19 protein-coding genes and 1 pseudogene are annotated in these 19364 nt (G+C 56.9%); 2 read left to right on the forward strand and 18 right to left on the reverse strand.

Features of this window, described 5'->3' with window-relative positions; translation table 11 throughout:
• Nucleotides 1-126 precede the first annotated feature (126 nt).
• From rplP to rpsJ, 11 genes and pseudogenes are all read right to left on the reverse strand, one after another.
• Nucleotides 127-540, reverse strand: a complete 414-nt coding sequence (gene rplP / locus ACR0KW_RS18200) for a 50S ribosomal protein L16 (RefSeq protein ID WP_085823145.1) — start codon at nucleotides 538-540, stop codon at nucleotides 127-129.
• Nucleotides 541-552: 12 nt separating this feature from the next.
• The gene (gene rpsC / locus ACR0KW_RS18205; protein ID WP_008758042.1) at nucleotides 553-1263 is read right to left on the reverse strand and encodes a 30S ribosomal protein S3; all 711 of its coding nucleotides are present in this window, start codon (nucleotides 1261-1263) and stop codon (nucleotides 553-555) included.
• Nucleotides 1263-1643, reverse strand: a complete 381-nt coding sequence (gene rplV / locus ACR0KW_RS18210; protein WP_039538267.1) for a 50S ribosomal protein L22 — start codon at nucleotides 1641-1643, stop codon at nucleotides 1263-1265. Before rplV ends, rpsC begins: the two co-directional genes overlap by 1 nt.
• Nucleotides 1644-1646: 3 nt before the next feature.
• Nucleotides 1647-1925, reverse strand: a complete 279-nt coding sequence (gene rpsS / locus ACR0KW_RS18215) for a 30S ribosomal protein S19 (RefSeq protein WP_005980699.1) — start codon at nucleotides 1923-1925, stop codon at nucleotides 1647-1649.
• A gap of 4 nt (nucleotides 1926-1929) precedes the next feature.
• Nucleotides 1930-2772, reverse strand: a complete 843-nt coding sequence (rplB, locus tag ACR0KW_RS18220) for a 50S ribosomal protein L2 (RefSeq protein WP_170356688.1) — start codon at nucleotides 2770-2772, stop codon at nucleotides 1930-1932.
• A gap of 204 nt (nucleotides 2773-2976) precedes the next feature.
• Nucleotides 2977-3960: a toll/interleukin-1 receptor domain-containing protein gene (locus tag ACR0KW_RS18225; protein ID WP_480806262.1), complete on the reverse strand. Its 984-nt coding sequence runs from the start codon at nucleotides 3958-3960 to the stop codon at nucleotides 2977-2979.
• 137 nt (nucleotides 3961-4097) lie between these two features.
• Nucleotides 4098-4172: pseudogene (locus ACR0KW_RS18230) on the reverse strand (50S ribosomal protein L23); the annotation flags it as partial.
• 246 nt (nucleotides 4173-4418) lie between these two features.
• A complete protein-coding gene (locus ACR0KW_RS18235; protein ID WP_008757532.1) occupies nucleotides 4419-4715 on the reverse strand; it encodes a 50S ribosomal protein L23 in 297 nt (98 codons plus the stop codon).
• Complete coding sequence (rplD, locus tag ACR0KW_RS18240; protein WP_155148664.1) at nucleotides 4712-5329, reverse strand: 50S ribosomal protein L4; 618 nt, start codon at nucleotides 5327-5329, stop codon at nucleotides 4712-4714. The genes ACR0KW_RS18235 and rplD overlap by 4 nt, the downstream gene beginning before the upstream one ends.
• Nucleotides 5326-6051 carry a 50S ribosomal protein L3 gene (rplC, locus tag ACR0KW_RS18245; protein ID WP_170351686.1) on the reverse strand — a complete coding sequence of 242 codons (726 nt, stop codon included), beginning with the start codon at nucleotides 6049-6051 and terminating at the stop codon, nucleotides 5326-5328. The genes rplD and rplC overlap by 4 nt, the downstream gene beginning before the upstream one ends.
• An 18-nt stretch (nucleotides 6052-6069) precedes the next feature.
• Entirely contained in the window at nucleotides 6070-6384 is a 315-nt protein-coding gene (gene rpsJ / locus ACR0KW_RS18250) for a 30S ribosomal protein S10 (protein WP_008756422.1), read from the reverse strand.
• A gap of 312 nt (nucleotides 6385-6696) precedes the next feature.
• Here rpsJ and ACR0KW_RS18255 point away from each other — a divergent pair, with 312 nt between their 5' ends.
• Nucleotides 6697-7335, forward strand: coding sequence for a hypothetical protein (locus ACR0KW_RS18255; RefSeq protein ID WP_480806263.1), 639 nt, complete (start codon nucleotides 6697-6699; stop codon nucleotides 7333-7335).
• A gap of 238 nt (nucleotides 7336-7573) precedes the next feature.
• Here the strand turns inward: ACR0KW_RS18255 and tuf are convergent, their stop codons facing one another.
• Genes tuf through rpsL form a run of 4 tightly spaced genes read right to left on the reverse strand, consistent with a single transcriptional unit; the run spans nucleotide 7574 to nucleotide 11803 of the window.
• A complete protein-coding gene (gene tuf / locus ACR0KW_RS18260; RefSeq protein WP_480806264.1) occupies nucleotides 7574-8749 on the reverse strand; it encodes an elongation factor Tu in 1176 nt (391 codons plus the stop codon).
• Nucleotides 8750-8809: 60 nt separating this feature from the next.
• A complete protein-coding gene (fusA, locus tag ACR0KW_RS18265; protein ID WP_170328783.1) occupies nucleotides 8810-10927 on the reverse strand; it encodes an elongation factor G in 2118 nt (705 codons plus the stop codon).
• Between the two features lie 18 nt (nucleotides 10928-10945).
• Nucleotides 10946-11416, reverse strand: a complete 471-nt coding sequence (gene rpsG / locus ACR0KW_RS18270; protein ID WP_039529242.1) for a 30S ribosomal protein S7 — start codon at nucleotides 11414-11416, stop codon at nucleotides 10946-10948.
• Nucleotides 11417-11431: 15 nt separating this feature from the next.
• Nucleotides 11432-11803, reverse strand: a complete 372-nt coding sequence (gene rpsL / locus ACR0KW_RS18275) for a 30S ribosomal protein S12 (RefSeq protein ID WP_005621086.1) — start codon at nucleotides 11801-11803, stop codon at nucleotides 11432-11434.
• Between the two features lie 397 nt (nucleotides 11804-12200).
• On the opposite strand from rpsL, the gene ACR0KW_RS18280 reads away from it, so the two are divergent.
• A complete protein-coding gene (locus ACR0KW_RS18280) occupies nucleotides 12201-13007 on the forward strand; it encodes a putative rhamnosyl transferase (protein ID WP_480806265.1) in 807 nt (268 codons plus the stop codon).
• On the opposite strand, the gene ACR0KW_RS18285 is transcribed toward ACR0KW_RS18280, so the two are convergent.
• The 3 genes from ACR0KW_RS18285 to rpoC all read right to left on the reverse strand — a co-directional run bounded on the left by ACR0KW_RS18285 (nucleotide 12992) and on the right by rpoC (nucleotide 19343).
• Nucleotides 12992-13861 (reverse strand): DMT family transporter, encoded by an 870-nt coding sequence (locus ACR0KW_RS18285; RefSeq protein ID WP_480806266.1) that lies wholly within the window; start codon nucleotides 13859-13861, stop codon nucleotides 12992-12994. The two genes, ACR0KW_RS18280 and ACR0KW_RS18285, sit on opposite strands and share 16 nt — an antisense overlap.
• Before the next feature lie 294 nt (nucleotides 13862-14155).
• Nucleotides 14156-14743 carry a hypothetical protein gene (locus ACR0KW_RS18290; RefSeq protein WP_480806267.1) on the reverse strand — a complete coding sequence of 196 codons (588 nt, stop codon included), beginning with the start codon at nucleotides 14741-14743 and terminating at the stop codon, nucleotides 14156-14158.
• A gap of 358 nt (nucleotides 14744-15101) precedes the next feature.
• Nucleotides 15102-19343: a DNA-directed RNA polymerase subunit beta' gene (rpoC, locus tag ACR0KW_RS18295; protein WP_480806268.1), complete on the reverse strand. Its 4242-nt coding sequence runs from the start codon at nucleotides 19341-19343 to the stop codon at nucleotides 15102-15104.
• Nucleotides 19344-19364 lie beyond the last annotated feature (21 nt).

Consider the following 19364-nt stretch of genomic DNA (forward strand, 5'->3'; position numbering starts at 1 on the left):
CATGGTGGAGGGGAGGTCGACATTTCTCACGACCTGCAGCTTCACAAGCCGTCGAACCAAAAGAAAACCCCCGCCGGTTTCCCGACGGGGGTAAATCTTGTCACGAACGGGGCGTACCCCAATCGCTTACCAGTCTTCGCGAACCACGACGCGAGTCTTGATCGGCAGCTTCATCGCGGCCAGGCGCAGGGCCTCGCGGGCGATGTCGTCATTGACGCCGTCGATCTCGAACATCACGCGGCCAGGCTTGACTTTGCATGCCCAGCGGTCGACCGAACCTTTACCTTTACCCATACGAACTTCGATCGGCTTAGCCGTGACCGGAGTGTCGGGGAAGATGCGGATCCAGACACGACCCTGACGCTTCATGTGACGCGTCATGGCACGACGTGCAGCTTCGATCTGGCGTGCAGTTACACGCTCAGGCTCAAGAGCTTTCAGGCCGTAGGTGCCAAAGTTCAGATCAGAGCCGCCCTTGGCTTCGCCCTTGATCCGGCCTTTGTGCATCTTGCGGAATTTAGTACGCTTTGGTTGAAGCATATCTTTCCCTCCTTAGCGACGACCGCCACCAGCACCACGAGGTGCAGGGCCGTCCTGGAGTTCCTGTGCTTTACGGTCACGTGCCTGCGGATCGTGCTCCATGATCTCACCTTTGAAGATCCAGACCTTGATCCCGATGATCCCGTAGGGGGTCATCGCTTCGGCATGTGCGTAATCGATGTCGGCACGCAGGGTGTGCAGAGGCACGCGGCCTTCGCGGTACCACTCGGTCCGTGCGATTTCGGCGCCGCCCAGACGACCCGCGACGTTCACCCGGATACCCAGGGCGCCCATACGCATGGCGTTCTGAACCGACCGCTTCATCGCGCGGCGGAACGAGACGCGGCGCTCCAGCTGCTGAGCGATGGACTCGGCAACCAGCTGCGCATCAAGCTCGGGCTTGCGCACTTCGACGATGTTCAGGTGCAGTTCGCTGTCGGTCATACGAGCAAGCTTTTTGCGCAGAACTTCGATGTCTGCACCTTTCTTGCCGATGATGACACCGGGACGTGCGGTGTGGATCGTGACGCGGCACTTCTTGTGCGGACGTTCGATGATCACACGGGCAACACCGGCCTGCTTGCACTCTTTGTTGATGAACTCACGGATCTTGAGGTCTTCCAGCAGAAGATCACCGTAGTCCTTGGTGTCGGCGTACCAGCGGCTGTCCCAGGTGCGGTTGACCTGCAGGCGCATGCCGATCGGATTTACTTTATGACCCATTAGGCTTGCTCCTCAACTTGACGCACCTTGATGGTGATCTCCGAGAACGGCTTCATGATCTTGCCGAAACGGCCACGGGCACGCGGACGACCGCGCTTCATGACCAGGTTCTTGCCAACCCATGCTTCGGCGACGATCAGCTCGTCAACGTCCAGGTTGTGGTTGTTTTCGGCATTCGCGATTGCGGACTGCAGGCACTTCTTGACGTCCTGCGCGACACGCTTGTTCGAGAAAGTCAGGTCGGTCAGAGCCTTCTCGACTTTCTTGCCGCGGATCATTTGCGCAACCAGGTTCAGTTTCTGCGGGCTGGTGCGAAGCATACGGGTTTTCGCCATTGCTTCGTTTTCAGCCACGCGGCGGGGGTTCTTTTCCTTGCCCATGACTTACTTCCGCTTCGCTTTTTTGTCTGCGGCGTGGCCATAATAGGTACGGGTCGGCGAGTATTCACCGAACTTCTGACCGATCATGTCTTCCGAGACGTTTACGGGGATATGCTTCTGGCCGTTGTACACACCAAAGGTCAGACCCACGAACTGGGGCAGAATGGTGGAACGACGCGACCAGATTTTGATGACTTCGTTGCGGCCCGACTCGCGCGCTGCTTCGGCTTTTTTCAGCACGTAAGCATCGACGAAAGGACCCTTCCAAACAGAGCGAGACATAAGATTAACGTCCCTTCTTCTTGGCGTGCCGCGAGCGGATGATCAGCTTCTGGGACGCTTTGTTCTTGTTGCGGGTACGCTTACCCTTGGTGTCCTTACCCCACGGCGTAACCGGCGTACGGCCACCCGAGGTACGACCTTCACCACCACCGTGCGGGTGATCGATCGGGTTCATTGCAACACCACGAACCGACGGACGCACGCCTTTGTGGCGCATACGACCGGCTTTACCGAGGTTCTGGTTCGAGTTGTCGGGGTTGGACACGGCACCAACGGTGGCCATGCATTCCTGACGGACCATGCGCAGCTCGCCCGAGCTCAGACGGATCTGAGCGTAGCCGCCATCGCGACCAACGAACTGAGCGTAAGTACCGGCCGCACGTGCGATCTGACCGCCTTTGCCAGGCTTCATCTCGATGTTATGGACGATGGTACCAATGGGCATGCCCGAGAACGGCATTGCGTTGCCCGGCTTGATGTCAGCTTTTGCCGACGCGATGACTTTGTCACCAACAGCCAGACGCTGCGGAGCCAGGATATATGCCTGCTCGCCGTCTTCGTATTTTACCAGTGCGATGAATGCGGTCCGGTTCGGGTCATATTCGATCCGCTCGACGGTTGCCGCGACATCAAATTTGTTCCGTTTGAAGTCAACGATCCGGTAGAGACGCTTTGCGCCACCGCCGCGGCGGCGTGAAGTGATCCGTCCGGTGTTGTTCCGGCCGCCCGACTTGGTCAAACCCTCAGTGAGAGACTTGACCGGACGTCCTTTCCAAAGCTCCGAACGGTCGATCAGCACCAGCCCGCGCTGGCCCGGCGTCGTCGGCTTGTACGACTTGAGTGCCATGCTTTCTGTCTTCCGTTTAGCAAGTGCAGGGGGTTTCCCTGCTATGTGATAGGCCCCCGTAGGTGCCAAGGGTATAGGGCCCCGAAGGTCCCCGGTTAAAAATATCAGAGGCCCCGGAACGAATCCGAGGCCGCAAGATTGGGAGCATGTAGCAGTGTTGGGGGTGGGTGTCTATAGCAAAGACAAGAACTGTCCCCACCAACTTTAATTGAGCAAATCGGCGGTCAATGCTTCTTTCTTTCGCTTACAAGCTTCTACGGCTCTTTCTATTGCTTCGTGCAAGGCTTGAGCCAAACCACTCCGGTATTTTGTCGAAGCGACCAACTTCTCAGACATCGGGCCGTGTAAAGAGAACTCCACAAACTCGTGTAGTTGCGAAGCTGTTTCGTGCAGCTGTTTTGGTGATGCATTCGACATTTCTCGATGAGCTTCAATTAGCACCTCCGCCATCCATGGCATCCGCCCTCTGATGTAACCCGCTGCCATAACAAGCGGATAATTCCCACCAGGACCAAAGTACTCTAACCCACGGTGAAGCAATTCGCTCAAGACGTCGGGATGAACACTGGAAAATCGCGGCATTGGTGTCCGAGACGCTCGCTCCGCCAACTCAGAATCAACCTCTCTCATACGGGAACCAAGCCCACGCACCTGCGAAACTAAATCTTCTAGAATCTCTGTTTGGGGTCGCATGTGTTTTTCTGCGGCACCTTTTTTGGGAATTTCGCTAAGCTTCCCTTTTAATTGCGGCCAAAGAGCAGGGACAAGTTGCTCGATAGTCGCTTCGGCGGCCTTATTCTCCGACACCTCATTTATTGATTTCGCAACGTCCAACATGCCCTGCTCATCGACTTTGATCGCTTGAAATTGCGATAGTGGACCGCTGAGATCGCTTAGCTCCAAACCAAATAGAAGGGGTATCACCTTAGCGTCTTGCATCGACTTTGATAGCGCGCCAGCCTCGAACAGTATCCACTCCGAGTTTAAATTCTCCGGAGTAATGCAAAGGATGCCAAAGTTGGAGCTTTCTAGTTCGCCAGCAATGGCCTGCGCCCAACGATCCCCCGCACCGATATCTTTGTCTGAGACCCAAGGCTGTGCGTATTGCAAGATCAGGGGCAACCACTCCTTCAAAGCGCCCGCCATAGCCTTGCTTCGTTGACCACTCCAACTTATGAAAACTTTCATTTTTCCCTCAAACCGGTAGCGCGAAAATTGCAGCACCGTTAAATCGCTCACGTATATGGAGAACTAGTGCTTTCATAGCGGTAACAACAAAAAACCGCTTTCGCCGGGGCCATTTTTCTGGCCATAGCCGGGTCCGATCAGAGACCGGTGGACACGTCGATGGTGTTGCCCTCTTCCAGGGTCACATATTCTTTCTTGATGTCTTCCCGCTTGCGCTCCAAAGCGCGGGACAAGGCCGAAGGCCGCCGCGCCAGCGACTGCCCGTCCCGGCGGGCTGGCGCTTTGGGGACGTTTGCGCCTCGGTATGAGGTTGGATGTATCTGGCACCATAAAGCGCGCTGATCAGCCGTCGCGGCGCCATCCCACGGGCAGTCTCTGTCACGGCTTGTGAAAAGTCCTAAACAAAAAAAACCCCCGCTTTCGCGGGGGCCTTTATCTCTCTCCAAAGACGGGTTCGATCAGAGACCGGTGGACACGTCGATAGTGTTACCCTCTTCCAGGGTCACATATGCTTTTTTGACGTCTTTCCGACGGCCCAGCTGACCGCGGAACCGCTTGACCTTGCCTTTGGTCACAGTGGTGTTCACCGCTTTGACCTTCACACCAAACAGCGCCTCAACGGCCTCTTTGATCTGCGGCTTGTTGCTGTCGATCGCCACTTCAAAGACAACCGCGCCGTTTTCGGACGCCATGGTCGACTTTTCGGTGATGATCGGCTTGCGGATCACGTCGTAGTGTTCTGCCTTCGCGCTCATTTCAGACGAGCCTCCAGTGCTTCGACAGCCGCTTTGGTGAGCACCAGAGTGTCACGCTTGAGGATGTCATAAACGTTTGCACCCATCGACGGCAGGATATCCAGACCTTCGATGTTGCGCGACGCCTTCAGGAAACCTTCGTTCACGGTCGCGCCGTCGATGACCAGAGCGCGTTTCCAGCCCAGGTTTGCAACCTGTTTGGCCAGAGCGGCGGTCTTGCCTTCGGCTTCGGCGTTCTCGATCACAACCAGTTCACCTGCCTTGGCTTTTGCCGACAGAGCGTGGCGCAGGCCAAGCTTGCGGAACTTTTTCGGCAGGTCGTGGCCGTGCGAACGAGGGGTCGGGCCCTTGTAGATACCACCCTTGCGGAAGATCGGCGCGTTACGGTCACCATGGCGAGCGCCACCGGTGCCCTTCTGGCGATAGATCTTCTTGGTCGAGTAGCTGGTTTCCGAGCGGGTCTTTACCTTGTGGGTGCCGGCCTGCGCGTTGTTGCGCTGCCAACGGACCACACGGTGCAGGATGTCCGCACGCGGCTCGAGACCGAACAGATCGGCGTTCAGCTCGATGTCGCCGGCTTTGCCGCCGTCCAGTTTGATTACATCAAGTTTCATGCTTCACCACCTTCCGCGGGAGCTTCTTCCGCAGGTGCTTCGGTTGCAGCCGATTTCACAGCAGCCGGGAAAGGCAGGCCTTCCGGAGCTTTCTTCTTCACAGCGTCCTTGACGGTGACCCAGCCCGATTTCGGTCCGGGAACGGCGCCTTTGATGAAGACCAGACCACGGTCGGCGTCGGTTTTGACAACCTCCAGGTTCTGGGTGGTAACACGGGCAGCACCCATGTGACCGGCCATTTTCTTGCCTTTGAACACCTTGCCCGGGTCCTGACACTGACCGGTCGAACCGTGCGAACGGTGGCTGATCGAAACACCGTGCGAGGCGCGCAGACCACCGAAGTTGTGGCGCTTCATCGCACCGGCAAAGCCTTTACCGATCGAGGTACCCGAAACGTCAACTTTCTGACCTTCCAGGAAGTGTTCTGCCGAAATCTCAGCACCTACTTCGATCAGGCCATCTTCAGAGACGCGGAACTCGGCCAGCTTACGCTTGGGCTCAACCTTGGCAGCGGCATAGTGACCGCGCATGGCTTTCGAGGTGCGTTTTGCCTTGGCAGCACCGGCGCCCAGCTGAACGGCGGTGTAGCCGTCTTTGTCAGCGGTACGCTGTGCAACAACCTGCAGGTTGTCCAGGTGAAGAACGGTCACAGGGATCTGCTTACCGTCTTCCATGAACAGGCGGGTCATGCCAACTTTTTTTGCGATAATACCAGAGCGCATAATCTATACCCTCCGATCTTACGACTGCAGCTTGATCTCGACGTCCACACCAGCAGCGAGGTCGAGCTTCATCAGCGCGTCAACGGTCTGGGGGGTCGGATCAACGATGTCGAGCAGACGCTTGTGCGTACGGATCTCGAACTGGTCGCGGGATTTCTTGTCAACGTGAGGGCCACGGAGAACCGTGAACTTCTCGATCTTGTTCGGCAGCGGGATCGGGCCGCGCACGTTCGCGCCGGTCCGCTTGGCAGTGTTGACGATCTCTTGCGTGCTGGCATCCAGAACGCGATAGTCAAATGCCTTCAGCCGAATACGGATGTTTTGGCTTTGCATATTAACAGCCTTTTTTAGGCGTTGAGGTTGAGAGGAGGACAGACGCGCATCGCCAACCCTCTTCGAACCCAAAAGGCGGGAATCACCCCGCCTTGACGTTCTTATCGAGAACTCGCGCGTATTAGTGGGGTTGGTGGGGTTTGGCAAGGGGGAAATGGGGGATCGCCCGTACAAGTGGGTGTAGAGAACAAACTAGATGGATCGACAACTTTAGACTAGCCAGACCACCATCTCTACGCCCTGTTGGTCAAAACTCTAACCTAGTGTATGGTCTTTGGTACTTTTTAAAAGCTATTGCATTGGAGGGTTATCATGGACTTCGCGGCATTCATCAAAGAAGCAGAAGAAAGAGAAAAGGAAATTCCGGGCGAGCAGCGTATTCTAAACGACATCAGCGATAAATTAGACTACTTGGTCTCCCTTGAAGACGCAAAACAAGAGTTGGAAGCGGATAATGCACGAAGTGTCTGCACCGTAACTCCCGGTTTTGAAATTGTTAAATCTCGCGACATTTACTCAGTGGCGTATCGAGGTAGCCTTGTTTGGTCAATTTCTGGATACGATTTAAAACATGGTGTGTTCGGTGGAAAAACTGTGCCCACAAATTGCGTTGACAATCGGCATACTAGCCAGTGGTTTGGACTCATTGTCGGGTGGAAAAAAGACATGCTGATAGCATTTGGTATAGTCAACAGCGGTGAGAAGTTTGGTCTGCAAGTTCTTCATTGGTACCCCCGAGACGGGAAGTTCCACGATTTTATCTTAAGAGGTGAGAACCAGATATTTGTTCGATATGGACGAAAAGGCGATTTGCGTACCCGTATTTGCTGGAACACAACTAGAAAATATGAATGGGCGTTCAGTCCCAACCAACGCACTGGCAAATACGACCCCTGCACAAAAACCGGAGGACCATACCAGCCGCGTCAGTATTTTGTTCCAATTGACTAGGCTATTCTCGCCTCGCCTTTTTTGTCTCAAAGCTTCCTTCGCGTTACCCTGACTAGGGCATTCATTGTACTTATGTTGCGTTATTCATATCAGGTGCATTTAGTGGACTCTGAAGACAATCGAAACACGAGTTCTTAGTTTCAATAACGCCTTCAATAGGACAACAGAAAAGGCCGCTCCCAAGGAACGGCCTTCTTAGTCTCATCGATGTGCCGGGCTGAAGCCCGGCCTACCGTGATTACTCGATGATTTTCGACACAACGCCGGCGCCGACGGTGCGGCCGCCTTCGCGGATCGCGAAGCGCAGACCGTCTTCCATCGCGATCGGTGCGATCAGCTCGACGGTGAAGCCAACGTTGTCGCCGGGCATAACCATCTCGGTGCCTTCGGCCAGGGTCACGGTGCCGGTCACGTCAGTTGTACGGAAGTAGAACTGCGGACGGTAGTTCGCGAAGAACGGAGTGTGACGGCCGCCTTCTTCCTTGGTCAGGATGTAGGCTTCGGCTTCGAACTTGGTGTGCGGTGTAACCGAACCCGGCTTACACAGAACCTGACCACGCTCAACGCCTTCACGGTCGATACCGCGCAGCAGGGCGCCGATGTTGTCGCCTGCTTCACCGCGATCCAGCAGCTTGCGGAACATTTCAACACCGGTGCAGGTGGTTTTCTGAGTGTCACGGATGCCGACGATTTCGATCTCGTCGCCAACGTTGATCACGCCACGCTCGACACGACCGGTCACAACGGTACCACGACCCGAGATCGAGAACACGTCTTCGACCGGCATCAGGAACGGCTTGTCTACTTCACGCTCAGGAGTGTCGATGTAGTCGTCAACAGCCGCCATCAGTTCGCGGATCTTCGCTTCGCCGATTTCCGGGTTGTTGCCTTCCATCGCCGCCAGAGCCGAACCTGCGATGATCGGAATATCGTCGCCGGGGTATTCGTAGCTGGACAGCAGTTCGCGAACTTCCATCTCAACCAGTTCCAGCAACTCTTCGTCGTCAACCTGGTCAACTTTGTTCATGAACACGACCATCTTCGGGATGCCAACCTGGCGGCCCAGCAGGATGTGCTCGCGGGTCTGCGGCATCGGGCCGTCAGCGGCGTTCACAACCAGGATCGCGCCGTCCATCTGAGCGGCACCGGTGATCATGTTCTTGACGTAGTCGGCGTGGCCGGGGCAGTCAACGTGCGCGTAGTGGCGGTTCTCGGTCTCGTATTCCACGTGGGCGGTCGAGATGGTGATGCCGCGCGCTTTTTCTTCCGGCGCACCGTCGATTTGGTCATACGCTTTGAAGTCACCGAAATACTTGGTGATCGCTGCGGTCAGCGTGGTCTTGCCGTGGTCAACGTGGCCAATCGTGCCGATGTTGACGTGCGGTTTTGTACGCTCAAACTTTTCCTTTGCCATGATGGCCTCCTTTGTCGGTAATGAAGGGAGCCCCAGGTCGGAGCTCCCTCAAATCTTCGCTTATGCGTATTTCGCCTGGATCTCGTCCGAGATGTTCTGCGGAACCGGATCGTAGTGGTCGAACTGCATGGTGAACTGGGCACGGCCCGACGACATCGAACGCAGAGTGTTGATGTAGCCGAACATGTTGGCCAGCGGAACGAACGCGTCGATCGCGATTGCGTTGCCGCGCGGCTCTTGTCCAGATACCTGGCCACGACGCGAGGTCAGGTCGCCGATGATACCGCCGGTGTATTCTTCCGGGGTGATCACTTCGACCTTCATGATCGGTTCCAGCAGCTTCGCGCCGGCTTTGCGCATGCCTTCACGCATACACATCCGCGATGCGATTTCGAACGCCAGAACGCTCGAGTCAACGTCGTGGAACTTACCGTCCAGCAGGGCAACCTTGAAGTCGATCACGGGGAAGCCAGCCAGCGGGCCGCTGTCCATGACCGAGTTGATGCCTTTTTCAACACCCGGGATATATTCCTTCGGAACGGCACCACCAACGATGCGGCTTTCGAACGAATAGCCTTCGCCCGCTTCGGTCGGCTGGATCTCCAGCTTGACTTCCGCGAACTGACCCGAACCACCCGACTGTTTCTTGTGGGTGTAGGTATGCTCAACCGGCATCGAGATGGTTTCACGATAGGCCACCTGCGGTGCACCGATGTTCGCTTCAACCTTGAACTCACGCTTCAGACGGTCAACCAGGATGTCCAGGTGAAGTTCGCCCATGCCCTTCATGATGGTCTGACCCGATTCCAGGTCGGTTTCCACGCGGAAGGACGGGTCTTCGGCGGCCAGACGGGCCAGACCCTGGGACATCTTCTCTTGGTCGCCCTTGGTTTTGGGCTCAACCGCGATCTCGATCACCGGATCGGGGAAGGTCATGGTTTCCAGAACCACCGGATCCTTCGCGTCACACAGGGTGTCACCGGTGGTGGTGTCTTTCAGACCCGCCAGCGCGATGATGTCGCCTGCAAACGCTTCTTCGATCTCTTCCCGGTTGTTCGAGTGCATCATCATCATACGACCGATGCGCTCTTTCTTACCTTTGGTCGAGTTCAGGATCGAGTCACCCTTGTTCATGGTGCCCGAGTAGATCCGGGTGAAGGTCAGCGAGCCAACGAAGGGGTCGTTCATGATTTTGAACGCCAGACCCGAGAAGGCCATGTCGTCGTCTGCACGACGGGCGATGTCACGAACTTCTTCCTCGTCGCCGGGCTTGAAGCCCATGTAGTCGACAACGTCCAGCGGGCTGGGCAGATAGTCGATCACAGCGTTGAGCAGCGGCTGAACGCCTTTGTTCTTGAACGCCGAACCACCCAGAACCGGAACGAACGCGATTTCCAGCGTACCTTTGCGCAGCAGGGCGCGTAGGGTCGGAACGTCGGGCTCATTGCCTTCCAGGTATTCCATCATCGCGTCGTCGTCCATTTCGACGGCCGCTTCGATCATCTTGCCGCGCCATTCGTCAGCCATGTCTTTCAGGCTGTCGCGGATCGGAGCTTTGATCCAGCTTGCGCCCAGATCTTCGCCCTGCCACAGCCACTCTTCCATGGTGACCAGGTCGATCAGACCTTCCAGCTCGGACTCGGCGCCGATCGGAATACCAACCGGAACAGCACGTGCGCCGGTGCGGTCTTCGATCATGTTGACGCAGTTGAAGAAGTCTGCGCCGATCTTGTCCATCTTGTTGACGAAAACCATACGCGGAACCTTGTAGCGGTCAGCCTGACGCCACACGGTTTCGGTCTGGGGCTCAACACCGGCGTTTGCGTCCAGAACGCAGACGGCACCGTCGAGAACCGCCAGCGAGCGTTCGACTTCGATGGTGAAGTCAACGTGGCCGGGGGTGTCGATGATGTTCAGGCGGTGCTTAGGAGTTTCTGCGGTCTGACCGTCCTCGGTGCGCTCCCAGAAAGTGGTGGTCGCAGCCGAAGTGATGGTGATGCCGCGTTCCTGCTCCTGCTCCATCCAGTCCATGGTGGCTGCACCATCGTGCACCTCACCGATGTTGTGGGATTTACCAGTGTAATACAGGATACGCTCCGAGCAGGTGGTCTTACCTGCGTCGATGTGCGCCATGATACCGAAGTTGCGGTACAGTTCGAGCGGATATTCGCGTGCCATTGGTCTAAGCCTCTCGGATTACCAACGATAATGGCTGAAGGCTTTGTTCGCCTCGGCCATCTTGTGGGTGTCTTCACGCTTCTTCACGGCGGTACCGCGGGACTGTACAGCGTCCAGCAGCTCACCGGCGAGGCGTTCTTCCATGGTGTTTTCGTTGCGGCCACGCGCAGCAGTGATCAGCCAGCGGATGGCCAGTGCTTCGCGGCGCTCGGGGCGCACTTCGACCGGAACCTGATAGGTTGCACCACCAACCCGGCGCGAGCGAACCTCGACCGACGGTTTGATGTTGTCGAGCGCTTCGTGGAACACTTCGACAGGAGCGCGCTTGATCTTGTTCTCAACGCGGTCAAATGCGTTGTAAACGATGCGCTCTGCGACCGACTTCTTGCCGTCGATCATCAGGTTGTTCATGAATTTGGTCAGTACCTTGTCGCCAAATTTGGCGTCAGGCAGGACTTCGCGTTTTTCGGCGGCGTGACGACGTGACATATCAGCCTCTCCTTCTTACTTGGGACGCTTCGCGCCGTATTTCGAACGACGTTGCTTACGATCTTTGACGCCCTGAGTATCCAGAACACCGCGCAGGATGTGGTAACGCACACCGGGAAGGTCTTTTACACGGCCGCCACGGATCAGAACAACCGAGTGTTCCTGCAGGTTGTGGCTTTCACCGGGGATGTACGAGATGACCTCGAACCCGTTGGTCAGGCGCACCTTGGCAACCTTACGCATAGCCGAGTTCGGCTTCTTCGGCGTGGTAGTGTAAACACGTGTGCAGACGCCGCGTTTCTGCGGGCACTGCTCCAGGTGCATGGACTTCGAGCGTTTTACTTTGGGCTGCCGCGGCTTGCGGATCAGCTGTTGAATAGTTGGCATTCCGGTTTCTTCCCCGTTTTGCAACACACATGACATGCACGCGCGTTGCGTGCGGTTAAACTTGCTGCACTTATGCGTCCACAAGCGCAAAACCCGCGAGCGTTCCCATTCCGAGGTGAACGTCGCGGTTGGTTATCAGAGGGCGCGAACTGCAAAATTGTCCGGGCCTTGACCAGTTCATTACTGGAATCGGTTATGGGGCGGCCCCCGGCACCGAGATGACGCGCGTAATAGGGGGAGTCGGCCCGAGTGTCAACAGTACGCCTAATTAGGGGATCAACTGGCCGCTCCGCCGGGATTTATCAGGGCTCGGCGGGGATTTCCAGCACGGCCGCCCGTTGCGGGTTCCTCGGTGCGCAGGCATAGTCTGCTCAACGGTCTGCACCACGGATGATTCATGCAAGTCATAGGCCTTTGCCGCTTTTCCTACCCCGCCCACGGCGGCTTTCAGGTCGAACATGATACGATCGAGGAACGCCGGCGGTACCTTTATAACCCAGCCCGTCTGGAAGAGCGGTTCCGGCTGTTCGAAACCACCACCCTGCCCTGTCTCAAGGAACAGACCGATGAGGATTTCCAGTTCCTGATTGTGATCGGGGATTGCCTGCCGAAACCCGCTTTTGACCGCCTGCACGATCTGACCTCTGGCATGAAACAGGTCCGGATCATCGCCCGTGCGCCCGCCCGACACCGCAAAGTGATGAAAGAGATCCTGAACGCCGCGCGCGACAATCCCAGCGCGCCTTGCCTGCAATTCCGCCACGACGATGACGATGCCGTGTCGGTGGATTTCGTCGAGCGTCTGCGCGACGCGACGGTCGAAGGCGAAGGGTTGATGGCCAACAACAAAACTGTCGCCATCGATTATAATCAGGGTTTTATTGCCCGTTTCGGGCCGGACGGCATTCGCGCCGCGCAGGTGTTTCGGCCTCTGTTAGGCGTTGGGTTCGCCATGCACGTGCGCGGCGGATGCGAGCAGACGATCATGAATTTCGCCCATCACCGCATTGGGAACTTCATGCCGGTGATCAGCTATCCGGACGCACCGATGTGGGTACGTACGCTGAATCAGTTCAACGATTCACCCCATGCCCGCAACAGCACCACAGAGTTGTCTCCGCTGACGCCCGAGCAGGAAGGTGAATTCATCGCCCGCTTTGCCATCGAAAAGGACTTGGTTCGGCAGGCTCACTCTTCGGCGTGAGAATGCCGTTCGCGGAACAGCGTGAACAAGCCGGCCCCCACAACCAATGCCGCCCCGAGCAGAGTGACCGAATCCGGCCAATCGCCAAACACCAGCCAACCCAGGGCCAGCGCCCAGATCAGGCTGGAATAGCGGAACGGCGCGACAAATCCGACGTCTCCGACGCGCATGACCATGACGCTGCACAAATAGCCGGTCAGCACGAACACCGCGGCGCAAGCCACCATCAACCCGGCCCCCGTCGGAACCGGCTGCCAGCCTGACGCGAGAGAGGCGCATCCGGCCGCGACAGTAATGGTGAACGAGGTCGCCAAAGTAACGGCCAACGAGGGCACATGGATCGACATCCGCCGCGTGATCAGATCGCGGATCGTGACCGACACTACCGCAATCAGCGCATAGATGGCATAGATGCTGAACCCCTCGGGGCCCGGTCGCACGATCAGCAGCATTCCGAGGAACCCCAGCGCGATGGCCAGAACCCGTCGCCAGCCGATCTGTTCACCGAAGAACACCACCGCGCCGAGGGTCACGGTCAGCGGCAAGGCCTGCAACACCGCCGTCACATTGGCCAGCGGCATATGCAGCAGCGCGGTCAGAAAGAAGAACGTAGCCGACAGCTCAGCCAAACACCGAGCCGCCACCAGCCATTTGTCGTGGCGCGGAAAGTTCAGATGCAGCGCACCAAGATTGCGCGCCAGCAGATACACCAGCACCGTCGCCAGAACCCCGCGCATCGCCACCATCTGGAACAGCGGCACCTGGGCCCCGGCGGCCTTGATCAACGCGTCATTGATCGTAAAGGCGGCCATGCTACCCATCATCAGCAGCGCACCTTTCACGTTTGGGGTCATAGTGGCGGCATCCAAAACTAACGACAGTTCAAACCATAGACAAAGTGCTCGGCAGCCTTGTCAACAGCCCTTCCCGTTGGACGCCATCAGAGGGAAAAAACAACCAGCGCACGGCCTAAACCCAACTGCACCATTCGTTTGAGGCTGAGCTGCTCTAGCATCAAAGAAGGTTGGCTTTTGCGGACTTAGTTGCCGTACACTAAAACTGTGTCAACGACGGCTGTCGGGCACGACAACCAAAGAAGGCCGTTTTCGCCGACGCTACGATTCCGCGCGGAAAACAAAGGTGCTTACCTAGTCGTTTTTGGCTTCCTTGCTCGCTTTGTAAGCCGCTAGGCGTTCCGACAGAGGTGCATTTTTTGCCTTCGTTTCGGAGGCCTTTGTATACAAGTCGAGCGCGGCATCTTCGAAAAAACTACGAAGCAGCGCTTCTTGGTTCGATTCAGTTCCAATTGTGATCGAAGCCTGAAACCTCTCGTTGTCGATCTCGAGGGTTAGACGAACTTTATCACCTACTTGGCCTGGAGGTTTCGACGTCTCCTTCTCTTTGAAAAGAAGGGCGTCGATAGATTGCCAAAGACTCTTCCCAAATCCTTTGAGAAATTCGGTTGCTACGATACCTCCCCCGATTGCCAACCCTGTAATTACAAGTTCGATTGTTGTGCCAGCAACTTGAGAATGCATGCAAAACTCACGTTTCATCGAGAAATCTGAGAAGTTTGCTTCAAAGGCACTTTTGACCACTTCGGGATCAGCTTCTAGCGCGTACCATGTTGAACCAACGTCAATAGAAACATTGAGCGATACAACACTTGTGTCGATCTGGCCGATGCCTTCGCCTGATGATTCCCTAATAATCTTACGTAGGTCGAATGAATCCATTGTTCGCTCCACTATCAATTCTCAAATTCTAATGTGTCGAAATCATACACAGTAACGCGGCAAATAGTAACTAGTCCAAAAAATGGTCGTCTTTGTATTCTGTCATGTGAACGACAAAATCACCGAAAACTCTTGTGCAAAAAAATCCCTTGGCAAGACTCGTTCCTGACTATGGCGCGTTTTGGCTGGGGTTGTGGAGGTTGGACATTCGTGCGACGTGCAGCATCGGTCAATTAGGGCTCAAAGCCGCCATTGGAGTTGGATAGAGCCTCCGCAACAATTCCCCTGCTGGTACTTTTTCACAAAAGAAAAGGCCCCGCGTTTCCGCAGGGCCTTTCCTGAATTTATGCTAAGGCGCTTACTCGCGGCTTTCCGGTGTTTCCACCAGAACGTCCAGTTCGTCGCCGACCATGTCGTCGTCCATCATCGGCGCAGCCAGGGCAGCGGCGGCTTCGGCCTCTTCCCGACGAGCTTCGATCACGACGTTGTCGCGCGACTGGGCAACCTGACGCACGGCCTGGGTCGCGCCACCGGTACCGGCAGGGATCAGGCGACCGACGATGACGTTCTCTTTCAGGCCAACCAGTTTGTCCTTCTTGCCCTGAACCGAGGCTTCGGTCAGCACGCGGGTGGTTTCCTGGAACGACGCCGCCGAGATGAACGAACGCGTCTGCAGCGAGGCCTTGGTGATCCCCAAGAGGATCGGCTCGCCCTGTGCCGGACGACCACCGCGGGCGATGGTCTTCTCGTTGGCCGCGTCGAACTCCTGCTTGTCGACATGCTCGCCTTTCAGCAGGGTGGTGTCGCCTGAATCCAGGACCTCCCACTTCTGCAGCATCTGGCGCACGATGACCTCGATGTGCTTGTCGTTGATCTTCACGCCCTGCAGACGATAAACGTCCTGCACCTCGTCGATCATGTAATCCGCCAGCGCTTCGACACCCATGATGGACAGGATGTCATGCGGAGCCGGGTTACCGTCCATCAGGTATTCACCCTTCTGGATGAAGTCCCCTTCGGCGACCGGGATGTGCTTACCCTTGGGCACCATGTACTCGATGGTCTCCATGGACTCGTCAGCCGGTTCGATGCTGATGCGGCGCTTGTTCTTGTAGTCGCGGCCAAAGCGCACGTAACCATCGGCTTCTGCAATGATCGCGTGATCTTTCGGACGGCGGGCTTCGAACAGTTCGGCCACACGCGGCAGACCACCGGTGATGTCCTTGGTCTTGGCACCTTCACGCGGGATACGCGCAACAACGTCACCAGCTTCAACCTGCTGACCGTCTTCAACCGACAGGATCGCATCTACCGACATCGGATAATGAACCGGGTTGCCCGCATCGTTGCGGACCGGCTCGCCATCATCACCGACCAGAATGATCTCGGGCTTGAGGTCGCTGCCTTTGGGGGCGGCGCGCCAGTCGATCACGATCTTCTGGGTCATACCGGTTGCTTCGTCGGTCTCGTCGCGGACGGCAAGGCCCGAAACCAGGTCAACGTATTTCGCGGTACCGGCTTTCTCGGCGATGATCGGCAGGGTGTACGGGTCCCACTCAAACAGTTTGTCGCCACGGGCCACCTTAGTGCCGTCCTTGACAAACAGCTTGGAGCCGTAGCCCAGCTTGTGGCTGGCACGCTCTTCGCCATGCTCGTCCTTGATCACCAGCTTCATGTTCCGGCCCATGACCAAGCTTTCGCCTGCGGCATTGATCAGAATCTGCGGGTTCTCGAAGGATACGACACCTTCCTGGCTGGCTTCCTGGAACGACTGCTGACCACCTTGCGCAACACCACCAATGTGGAATGTACGCATGGTCAGCTGTGTACCGGGTTCACCGATCGACTGAGCGGCGATGATGCCGACAGCTTCACCTGTGTTCACCATGGTACCGCGTGCAAGGTCACGACCGTAGCAGGTTGCGCAGACGCCTTCCTCGGACTCACAGGTCAGAGGCGAGCGGATGCGCATGGACTGAACACCAGCTTCGTCGATGGTGTCGGCCATACGTTCGTCGATCAGCTGACCCGCAGCCACGATCACCTCATCGGTGCCCGGACGCAGAACATCGTCAGCTGCCACACGACCCAGCACACGTTCGGCCAGCGAGGCGACAACCTCACCGTCGTTCACGGCTGCTTCGGCAGTGATCGCACGCTCGGTGCCACAATCGATCTCACGAACGATGCAGTCCTGCGCCACGTCCACCAGACGACGGGTCAGGTAACCCGAGTTCGCCGTCTTCAGAGCGGTATCCGACAGACCCTTACGGGCACCGTGGGTCGAGTTGAAGTACTCGAGAACGGTCAGGCCTTCTTTAAAGTTCGAGATGATCGGCGTCTCGATGATGTCACCGTTCGGCTTGGCCATCAGGCCGCGCATTCCGCCCAGCTGTTTCATTTGAGTGACCGAGCCACGCGCACCCGAGTGGGCCATCATGTAGACCGAGTTCGGTTCCTGCTCGGATCCGTCCGCTGCCCGATCCGACGACGAGATCGTGCTCATCATCGCTTCGGTCACGCGGTCGTTACACTTCGACCAGGCATCGACAACTTTGTTGTACTTTTCGCCCTGAGTGATCAGGCCGTCCATGTACTGCTGTTCAAAGTCCTTAACCTGACCGCGGGTGTCATCAACGATGCCCCACTTGTCGTTCGGGATGACCATGTCGTCCTTACCGAACGAGATGCCCGCCTTGAACGCTTCTTTGAAGCCCATCGACATGATCTGGTCACAAAAGATAACCGACTCTTTCTGACCGCAGTAACGGTAGACGGTGTCGATCACCTGCTGCACTTCTTTCTTCCGCAGCAGGCGGTTGACCAGCTCGAACGGCGCTTTGTTGTTCATCGGCAGCAACGCACCCAGACGCAGTCGGCCCGGCGTGGTTTCATAACGCTTCTGAACTTCGTTGCCTTCGTCGTCGATCTGCGTGATCCGCGCGGTGATCTTGGTGTGCAGGTGCACTTCACCGGCGTCCAGCGCGTGCTGAACTTCTTCGATCGAACCAAAGACCTTGCCTTCGCCCGGCATGCCTTCGCGCTCCAGGGTCACATAGTAGAGACCTAGGATCATATCCTGCGACGGAACGATGATCGGTGCGCCGTTTGCAGGCGACAGAACGTTGTTCGTCGACATCATCAGAACACGGGCTTCCAGCTGGGCCTCAAGGCTCAGCGGGACGTGAACGGCCATCTGGTCACCGTCGAAGTCGGCGTTAAAGGCCGAACAGACCAGCGGGTGCAGCTGGATGGCTTTACCTTCGATCAGAACCGGCTCGAACGCCTGAATGCCAAGACGGTGCAGCGTCGGCGCACGGTTCAGCATGACAGGGTGTTCGCGGATCACCTCGTCGAGGATATCCCAAACTTCGGGGCGCTCTTTCTCGACCAGCTTCTTCGCTTGCTTAACGGTCGAAGACAGACCCTTCGCTTCAAGGCGCGAATAGATGAACGGCTTGAACAGCTCCAGCGCCATCTTCTTGGGCAGACCACACTGATGCAGTTTGAGTTCCGGACCGGTCACAATGACCGAACGGCCCGAGAAGTCGACGCGCTTACCCAGAAGGTTCTGACGGAAGCGACCCTGCTTACCTTTCAGCATGTCCGACAGCGATTTCAGCGGGCGCTTGTTGGCGCCGGTGATCACGCGGCCACGACGGCCGTTGTCAAACAGAGCATCCACGGATTCCTGCAGCATCCGCTTTTCGTTGCGGACGATGATGTCAGGTGCGCGCAGCTCGATCAGACGCTTCAGACGGTTGTTCCGGTTGATGACCCGGCGATACAGATCGTTCAGATCCGAGGTCGCGAAACGGCCACCATCCAGCGGAACCAGCGGACGCAGTTCCGGCGGAATGACCGGGATCACGGTCATCACCATCCATTCGGGCCGGTTGCCCGACTCGAGGAAGGATTCAACAACCTTCAGGCGCTTGATGATCTTCTTGGGCTTCAACTCGCCGGTTGCTTCGGCCAGATCAGCGCGCAGCTGCTCGGCTTCGGCTTCCAGATCGATCTGGGCCAGCATCTCACGGATGGCTTCGGCACCGATGTTCGCAGTGAACGCGTCCATGCCATAGGCATCCTGCGCGTCCATGTACTCTTCTTCGGTCAGCATCTGGCCATAGGTCAGGTCAGTCAGACCGGGCTCGATGACGACATAGTTTTCAAAGTACAGAACGCGTTCCAGATCGCGCAGCGTCATGTCCAGCATCAGACCGATGCGGGACGGCAGCGATTTCAGGAACCAGATATGCGCAACAGGCGCGGCCAGTTCGATGTGGCCCATACGCTCACGGCGGACTTTCTGCAGGGTGACTTCCACACCGCATTTCTCGCAGACAACGCCGCGATACTTCATCCGCTTATATTTGCCGCACAAACATTCGTAATCTTTGATCGGGCCAAAGATACGCGCGCAGAACAGACCGTCACGCTCGGGCTTGAACGTCCGGTAGTTGATGGTTTCGGGTTTCTTGATCTCACCATAGGACCAAGACAGGATCCGTTCAGGCGACGCCAGCGAGACCTTGATCTCGTCGAAAACCTTCGGGGGCGTCAGCGGGTTGAACGGGTTGTTGGTGATTTCCTGGTTCATTTTGATACCTCAAATTTTGCG

The organism is Ruegeria sp. CG11 (assembly GCF_056537245.1).

Coding starts and splice junctions, on each gene's coding strand:
- rpsL (WP_005621086.1), bottom strand. CDS start 11,803: ATGCCAACTATTCAACAGCTGATCCGCAAGCCGCGGCAGCCCAAAGTA.
- tuf (WP_480806264.1), bottom strand. CDS start 8,749: ATGGCAAAGGAAAAGTTTGAGCGTACAAAACCGCACGTCAACATCGGC.
- rplP (WP_085823145.1), bottom strand. CDS start 540: ATGCTTCAACCAAAGCGTACTAAATTCCGCAAGATGCACAAAGGCCGG.
- rplC (WP_170351686.1), bottom strand. CDS start 6,051: ATGCGCTCTGGTATTATCGCAAAAAAAGTTGGCATGACCCGCCTGTTC.
- rpsJ (WP_008756422.1), bottom strand. CDS start 6,384: ATGCAAAGCCAAAACATCCGTATTCGGCTGAAGGCATTTGACTATCGC.
- ACR0KW_RS18235 (WP_008757532.1), bottom strand. CDS start 4,715: ATGAGCGCGAAGGCAGAACACTACGACGTGATCCGCAAGCCGATCATC.
- rplB (WP_170356688.1), bottom strand. CDS start 2,772: ATGGCACTCAAGTCGTACAAGCCGACGACGCCGGGCCAGCGCGGGCTG.
- ACR0KW_RS18285 (WP_480806266.1), bottom strand. CDS start 13,861: ATGACCCCAAACGTGAAAGGTGCGCTGCTGATGATGGGTAGCATGGCC.
- rpsS (WP_005980699.1), bottom strand. CDS start 1,925: ATGTCTCGCTCTGTTTGGAAGGGTCCTTTCGTCGATGCTTACGTGCTG.
- rplV (WP_039538267.1), bottom strand. CDS start 1,643: ATGGGCAAGGAAAAGAACCCCCGCCGCGTGGCTGAAAACGAAGCAATG.
- rpoC (WP_480806268.1), bottom strand. CDS start 19,343: ATGAACCAGGAAATCACCAACAACCCGTTCAACCCGCTGACGCCCCCG.
- ACR0KW_RS18225 (WP_480806262.1), bottom strand. CDS start 3,960: ATGAAAGTTTTCATAAGTTGGAGTGGTCAACGAAGCAAGGCTATGGCG.
- rpsG (WP_039529242.1), bottom strand. CDS start 11,416: ATGTCACGTCGTCACGCCGCCGAAAAACGCGAAGTCCTGCCTGACGCC.
- ACR0KW_RS18255 (WP_480806263.1), top strand. CDS start 6,697: ATGGACTTCGCGGCATTCATCAAAGAAGCAGAAGAAAGAGAAAAGGAA.
- rplD (WP_155148664.1), bottom strand. CDS start 5,329: ATGAAACTTGATGTAATCAAACTGGACGGCGGCAAAGCCGGCGACATC.
- fusA (WP_170328783.1), bottom strand. CDS start 10,927: ATGGCACGCGAATATCCGCTCGAACTGTACCGCAACTTCGGTATCATG.
- ACR0KW_RS18290 (WP_480806267.1), bottom strand. CDS start 14,743: ATGGATTCATTCGACCTACGTAAGATTATTAGGGAATCATCAGGCGAA.
- ACR0KW_RS18280 (WP_480806265.1), top strand. CDS start 12,201: ATGCAAGTCATAGGCCTTTGCCGCTTTTCCTACCCCGCCCACGGCGGC.
- rpsC (WP_008758042.1), bottom strand. CDS start 1,263: ATGGGTCATAAAGTAAATCCGATCGGCATGCGCCTGCAGGTCAACCGC.